The sequence below is a fragment of the Novosphingobium sp. 11B genome, from assembly GCF_054589055.1.
Genome location: NZ_BAAILP010000266.1, coordinates 2,672 through 9,465 on the forward strand (window position 1 = coordinate 2,672; position 6,794 = coordinate 9,465).

General features: G+C 66.6%; 5 protein-coding genes. 1 reads left to right on the top strand and 4 read right to left on the bottom strand.

Annotated elements, in window-relative coordinates:
- Positions 1–7: 7 nt before the first annotated feature.
- Positions 8–2,197, bottom strand: coding sequence for a TonB-dependent receptor (locus ACYPYD_RS22980; RefSeq protein ID WP_459665745.1), 2,190 nt, complete (start codon positions 2,195–2,197; stop codon positions 8–10).
- 129 nt (positions 2,198–2,326) lie between these two features.
- Positions 2,327–3,784 (bottom strand): flavin monoamine oxidase family protein, encoded by a 1,458-nt coding sequence (locus ACYPYD_RS22985; RefSeq protein WP_459665747.1) that lies wholly within the window; start codon positions 3,782–3,784, stop codon positions 2,327–2,329.
- A gap of 246 nt (positions 3,785–4,030) precedes the next feature.
- Here ACYPYD_RS22985 and ACYPYD_RS22990 point away from each other — a divergent pair, with 246 nt between their 5' ends.
- Positions 4,031–4,915, top strand: coding sequence for a LytTR family DNA-binding domain-containing protein (locus ACYPYD_RS22990; RefSeq protein ID WP_459665749.1), 885 nt, complete (start codon positions 4,031–4,033; stop codon positions 4,913–4,915).
- Here ACYPYD_RS22990 and ACYPYD_RS22995 read toward each other — a convergent pair.
- Together ACYPYD_RS22995 and ACYPYD_RS23000 are read right to left on the bottom strand one after the other, a co-directional pair.
- Positions 4,901–6,142, bottom strand: a complete 1,242-nt coding sequence (locus ACYPYD_RS22995; protein ID WP_459665751.1) for an MFS transporter — start codon at positions 6,140–6,142, stop codon at positions 4,901–4,903. The genes ACYPYD_RS22990 and ACYPYD_RS22995 overlap by 15 nt on opposite strands.
- An 8-nt stretch (positions 6,143–6,150) precedes the next feature.
- Positions 6,151–6,507, bottom strand: a complete 357-nt coding sequence (locus tag ACYPYD_RS23000) for a c-type cytochrome (protein WP_459665753.1) — start codon at positions 6,505–6,507, stop codon at positions 6,151–6,153.
- Between the last annotated feature and the right edge of the window lie 287 nt (positions 6,508–6,794).

Consider the following 6,794-nt stretch of genomic DNA (forward strand, 5'->3'; position numbering starts at 1 on the left):
ATCCTTCTCAGTACTTCAGCGATAGCCGCAGGCCGACCTGTCGGCGGTTGGGCAGCTGCACGATGAAGCTGCGCGCGTAATTGGTCGGGTTCACGTAGGCACGGGCCGATTGCACCGCCTTGTCGTCCAGCAGGTTGTTCACATAGAGCGAGGCGCGGATGCCGGGGCGGCGCAGGCCGACCTGTACGTCCACCGTGGTCTTCGAGCCGGTCTCCGCCAGGTTCGCCTCGGTGGCGTACGTGGTGCTGCGGTAGCTGACGTCGCCCTGCAGGAACAGGGTGCCCACGTCCTCCAGTTCGATGTTGTGGATCACGCCCGCATTGCCGGTCCAGTCGGGACTGCCCGCGAGCTGGTCCTTGCCGTCGGTCGTGATCCCGGCATTGCGCACGCGGGTATCCACGTAGTCGAGGATGCGGATCGGCGCGTAGCCGAGGCCGCCGTAGACTTCCCAGCCTGGGTTGGGCTGGAAGTGGAAGTCCATCTCGGCGCCGGTGCCGCGCGCCTTGCCGCCGTTGAGCGTGATGCCCACCGGATAGCCGTTGACGGTGACTTGCGAGTTGACCTGGATGTCCGACCATTCGAGGTGGAAGACCGAGGCGTTGAAGGTCAGCTTGCGATCGAACCAGGCGGTCTTGAAGCCCGCTTCGTAGCTCCACATCTGCTCTTCATCATAGGCGATGTACTCGTCCGGCACGGCGCTGAAGCCGGTGCCCGCCGCGTTGTTGAAGCCGCCCGGCTTGTTGCCCTTGGCGACGCTGGCGTAGAGCATGTGGTCGGGCGTCGCCTGCCATTCGACGATGGTGCGCGGCAGCCAGTTCCTGAACGTCGCGCCGAAGGAACCGGCGGTCGTCGCCGCGCGCGGCTGAGAGGTTTCGAAGATCTTGTCCTGCGAATAGCGCAGCTCCTGCGACACCGTCAGCCCGGGCGTGATCTCGTAGCTGAGCGAGCCGAACACGCCGTAGGTCTTCGTATCGCGCGTGAGCACGTTGGGCGTCGAGGCCAGCACACTGGACGAGCCTTGCGCGGCGGTCGGGGAGTAGTCGTCGCTGGAGTAGTTTTCCTTGCGGAAGTAGCCGCCGATCAGCCACTTGAACGGGCCGGTGCCCGATGACTGCAGGCGCAGTTCCTGGCTGAAATCATCGACATGGACGTCGAGCGCGCTGCGGAAGTTGCCGAGCAGGGTCGAGCCCGAAATCAGGTCGGGGTTGGCGGTGAAGTCGGAGTCCACGTCCTGCAGCTGGTGGCTGCGGTTGTAGGCGGAGATCGACGAGAACGTAGCGCCGCCGAAGTCGTAGTTGAAGTGCGCGGCGGCGCGGTAATACTTGAGGTCGATGTTGCCGTAGTCGGCGGCGTTGCTGCCCAGCTTGTCGGGATCGCCCTTCAGCGTGCCGACATACCAGCGCTGGCTGGCAAGCGTGCCGGTCTGGGTGTTGGTCGCCACCTGATGCCAGGCGGGCTGGCCGATGTGCTCGTCGCTGTAGGCGAGGCGGACGTAGAGTTCGGCCTGCTTCTCGGCGCCGAACTGGGCGCGAATGCCGCCGATCACGGCGGTGCTGTCCGAATTGCCCATGTCGTCGCCGGTGTTGGCGTCGTTATAGAAGCCGTCGAAGCTGCGGCGCTGTGCGGCGAGCGAGAACGCCAGGCCATCCGCGACCGGACCGCTGACGCGGCTTTCCACGCGGTACAGGCCGTATTCCGCGATCTCGCCGCCGAACTCGGCCTCGATCTTGTCGAGGTTGGGGCGGCGCGAGACGTAGTTGATTGCACCGGCCAGCACGCCGCGCCCGAACTGGGTGCTTTGCGGGCCGCGAACGACTTCGATGCGCTCGACGTCGAAGGACTGCAGGCTGATGCCGCCCGCGTTGCCGGTGTCGACGCCGTCGATGAACAGGCCGACCGAGGCGTTGCTGCCGGTGCGCGGCGCGCCGATGCCGCGGATCACCGGGACGCCGCCGAACATGCCGAGGTTGTTGGAGAAGGTGAAGTTCGGCGTGCGCTTGGCGATGTCCTCAAGGTCGGAGATGTCGTAGCGTGCGATCATGTCCTGGTCGAAGGCGGCGACCGAGATCGGCACCTCCTGCAGCGTTTCCTTTTCCTTGCGCGCGGTGACGACGATGTCCTCGACTTGCGCATGGGCCACGGCCGGGACGAGCGTGGCGAGCGATACTCCTGCGGCTAGCAGGATCCTGGCATTCATCATGGTACTTCCCCCTTGGTGCTGAACCTTGTTCCGTCTGCGTCGTTTTCTGGCCGGGTTCTGGCGCCCGGCGCGTGTGTCTTTCCGCCGCCCTTGCGGACGGTCGGAAATTCGGTCTGTCGGTCGGCTTCAGATGCGGTCGAGGATTTCGAGCGCGGCGCGCTCTCCGGTTTCCATTGCCGATTCCATGCCCACTTCCATCAGGCGGGTGTGCTCGCCCGCGAAGTGCATCCGGGCGTGCGGCTGGGCCATCGTCGGGCGGAAGGCCTTCATCTGGCCCGGATGATAGCCGTGGCGGCAGCCGTGGATCAGCGGGTCGAGCTTCCACGAGAAGACGCCGAGCACTTCCAGCTTGCCCTTGGTCGAGGGCCGCATCCGCGCCAGTTCGGAGAGGACATATTCGCCGCGCTCCTTGGCAGGGATGCGGTCGAGCGCGTCGCCCTTGACGCCGCTGGTGATGGCGACGGCGCTGTCGCGTGAGCCGTCGGGCGCGATCGACTGGCGCAGCAGGCTGACCGGGCCGTCGGTCCACATCGAGCCCTCGATGCCGTCCTGCTCCCAGTAAGGCGCCTTGACGCGCAGCCAGACCTGGTTCTGGCCGCTGTAGGGCATGAGCTTGACCGCGTCCGCCTGCCCACCGGTGAGCGCAGGCGTGACCGCGACCTTGCGCAGTGCGGTGAAGGGCAGGGCAGAGACCACGTAGTCCGCCTTGTAGCTGGAGCCGTCGGCGCACGTGACCGTCGCGCCGGTGTCCGTCATGTCGATGGCGGTGACCTGCTTGCCGGTCAGCACCGCGCCCTTGAGGGCATCGGCCATGGCGTCGGTCAGGCGCGAGGAGCCGCCGAGGATGCGGTAGGACAGGAACGAGGCCTGCTGGAACCGGTCCTGCTTGGCCGAGGTCGGCACGCCGTTCCCCTCGAACTTGGCGCGGCCCATTTCCTGCATGAGCGTCAGGGCGGAAATCGCATCAAGGTCGCCGTCGCCATAGCCGCGCGCGACGAGGTCGAGCGCGGCGGGCGATGCGCCCACGCGGCGCAGGTAGTCGGCCTCGGACACGTCGTAGTTCGCCAGAGCCTCGGGTGAGGCCCAGCCGTCCATCGTGTTCCACGGGTAGGTCTTGGCGAGGTAGTAGCTGCCGAGCGCGAAAGGCACGACGCCGCGCTCCGCGCCGACCGTCCTGTTCAGCGGGTGGTTCTCCCACTGCCCCGGTCGGATCAACTGCCCGTCGAGGGAGATCGCGTAGTTGTCGTAGATGTTGGAGCCTTGCGCCAGCTTGACCCCCAGCGCCTCGCAGCGGTCGAGGACGCGGGCGTACGAACGGCCGATCTGTGATGCGCCGTGCTCGGGATGGCCTTCGATCTCGGTCGAGGTGAAGACGCGGCCGCCGATGCGCCTCCCGGCTTCGAGCACCGTCACACGGCAGCCATTTTCGGCGAGTAGCAGCGCCGCATTGAGCCCGGCGAGACCGGCGCCGATGACCACCACGTCGGTCTTCTCGGCGGCGAAGGCCATGCGGGGCAGGTAGGCGGCGGCCGCAGCCACCATGCCGGTGGCGAGCAGGGTCCGACGGGAAAGTTCGCGTGTCAAAGGGGGCCTCCCTGGCCAGTGTCATGGGACGGTGTTCTGGCAGGCAGGGTGATGGGCCGGGCGGGCACCGTGCAATCAAGCGTTCCCGGCAGGCGATCAAAATTCCTGAACGCCATTGATGCGCGGACGGGCCTTCACGAACGTCATTCGTGTTGCACGAACGGAGTCGAGGCCCGCAAATCCACGGGATCGCGCCGTTTCGGCAGTGAGGCAGCGATACGGGGATTCGGCATGGCAGGTCACCGCATGTTCACGAGGGGTTTCTGGCTTTCGGACGAGCCGCTGCTGCTCGGCCTCAATCCGCGCCAGCTCTGCGTGCACTTCATCGGGGTGCCGGTGTTCCTCGGCTTCGTCGCCGGATGGCCTCAAGCGGGGCGCACGGTCGCCTGGCCCAAGGAACATGCGATCGCGTTCTGGATCGGCCTGTCGATGTGTGGCTGGTGGGCGAACGACATCATTACCCGCGCGCTGGCCCGGCCGCTGCGCAGCGCGGGGATGCCGCTCTGGGCGACGCTGATGGTCGGGGTGGTGGTGGCTTCGCTGCCGTCCGACATGGCGCTCAAGCTATGGGTTCACGCCTATCTCGGCATGTTCCCGGACTTGCCGATGACGCGCCCGATGCCGCAGATCCGGCTGGATGCGGTGCTGTTCTTCAAGACGCACATCTACGGCTATATCGAGTGGCCGCTGATCAACCTGATGCTCTTCCACTTCTGGAAGATGCCCTGCTACGGCTACCGGCCGAGCATCGAGACAGGCCACGCACCCAGCAGCGTCGAGAGCGTGCTGCCGTTCATGACGAAAGTGCCGGTGACCCTGCGCGGCGAAGTGCTCGCGCTCTCGGCCGAGCAGCATTACCTGCGCGTCCACACCAGCGCAGGCAATGCGCTGATCCTCTATCGCCTGTCGCAGGCGGTCAGCGAACTGGGCGGGAGGGGCCTGCAGGTCCACCGCAGCTTCTGGGTGGCCTCGGGCGCGGTGGTCCGGGTGGCAGGCAGTGCAGGCGCGCCCCGGCTGGTGCTGCGGGACGGGCTGGAAGTGCCGGTCAGCCGGTCGTTTCGCCAGACGGTGCAGCAGGCAGGCTTCCTGCAGGCTGCACCATCAGGGCTCGTTCCTTCAGGGGCGTTCTGACGCCTCGAACGTGCGGTAGGGGCCGAGCAGGAGTAGCGCACCGGCGCAGGTCAGCAAGGCTATCGCCGAACAGCTCAGTGACAGGACATAGCTGCCGTTGACGTCGAAATCGTGCCCGAACACCGGCGCGGCGAACCCGGCGCCGATCGCGAAGGGGATGTAGAGCCAGCCGTAGATCGTGCCGTAGTGCTTCATCCCGAAATAGCGGGCGACGATGAAGGCGATGAAATCGTACTCGATGCCCAGCGCGAAGCCGATCAGGAAGATCGAGATGCCTGCCGCCTGCGGATCGATGGTCCCGCCCATGAGGCTCCAGTAGGACAGGCCGGGAAGGGCGAGCAGGATGGTGCCGATCATCGGCGCCCAGAAGCGGTCGAGCAGCCAGCCGCCGACGAGCCGTCCGATGATCGCGGACAGTCCGATGAGCGGCGTGAGCGAGGCGATCGTGCTGCTATCCAGCTTCCCGGCGCGCAGGATGCCTTCCATGTTGGGGACCGCACCGCCGAGCGCGAAGGAGATCGGCACCAGCGCCACGGCCAGCAGCCAGAAGCGCCAGTCGCGCACCGCCTGCGCGGTCGTCATGCCGCCCATCGGGACGGGGGCGGCGGCGGGTTCATCCACGCGGGATTTGGGCGCGCGGAACCAGATGAAGGCGGCGGGCAGGGCCAGCACCAGCGGCAGCAGGCCGAGCCCGACGAAGGCGCCGCGCCAGCCCCACTGTTCGATCAGCCAGCGCACGTAAGGCTTGGCGAAGATGCCGAACAGCCCCGAGCCCATCATCGCCAAGCCGAGGGCAAGGCCCTTGTTGCGCTGGAAGTGCTCGTTGACGAGGCGGGTCCAGGTGATCGGCAGCGTTCCCGCGCCGCCCAGCGCGATGAAGCCCCAGGTGAGGTAGAAGCCGAGGATCGACCCGGAGGACAGCGCCAGCGACAGCACGCCAAGGCCGAACAATATCACCGAGCACAGCGCGACGTTGCGCGCGCCGAACCGGTTGGTGAGCGCCCCGGTCAGCGGCGCGGAGAGCACTACGGTGAGGGTGGTGACGGACATGACGCCCATGACCTCGGCGATCGACCACCCGAAGGCGGCTGAAAGCTGGGGGGCCAGCATCCCCAGGGTGTAGACCGGCATGGGGGAAAGGCCGAGGCCGACACCAAGGGTGGCGGCCAGCACGATCTTCCATCCCCGGGCGAATTCGCCGTCGCGGGCGTCGGCCGCCGGCCTCACCGTGTCTCTCACTTCGTCGCGGTCTTGAGCCAGGCGATCAGGGCGGCGCGATCTTCCGGCTTGGCGATGCCGGGGAAAGCCATGGTGGTGCCGGGAACCAGCTTGCTCGGCCGTTCAAGCCAGGCGTTGAGCGACTTGTCGTCCCACTTGACGCTGCTCTTGGTCAGGGCGGGCGAATAGCGGAAGCCGGGGCGGCTCGCAGCCTTCTTGCCGATGAAACCGTTGAGGTTGGGACCGACCTTGTTGGGCTGGCCCGCTGCCGTCGAGTGGCAGGCCTGGCAGCGCATGAACAGGCGCTTGCCCGCCTGTGCATTCGCCGTCTGGGCCGAGGCGGGGGCTATGGCCACGAACAGGCTCATGGTCATGGCCAGACCTGTAAGCGGAAGAGTTGCGGCCAGGCCGCGAAGCGCTTTCATCTCTCGTGTACCTCGTAAAATCACTACCCGCGCATGATCCATATAGCTGATCACTATGTCGGTCGGGTGGTTCGCCGATATTCTATCCGCCTGCCGATGAACCAAATGCGAAGGCCGCCCGCGATGCGGACGGCCTTCGCGGTTTCCGTTTGAAAATTCGCTGCAGGCGAATTTCGCGGCACCGGCCCACTCCCCCACCCGGCCACCCGCAGGATACTACCGTTGGGTGGTCGGGT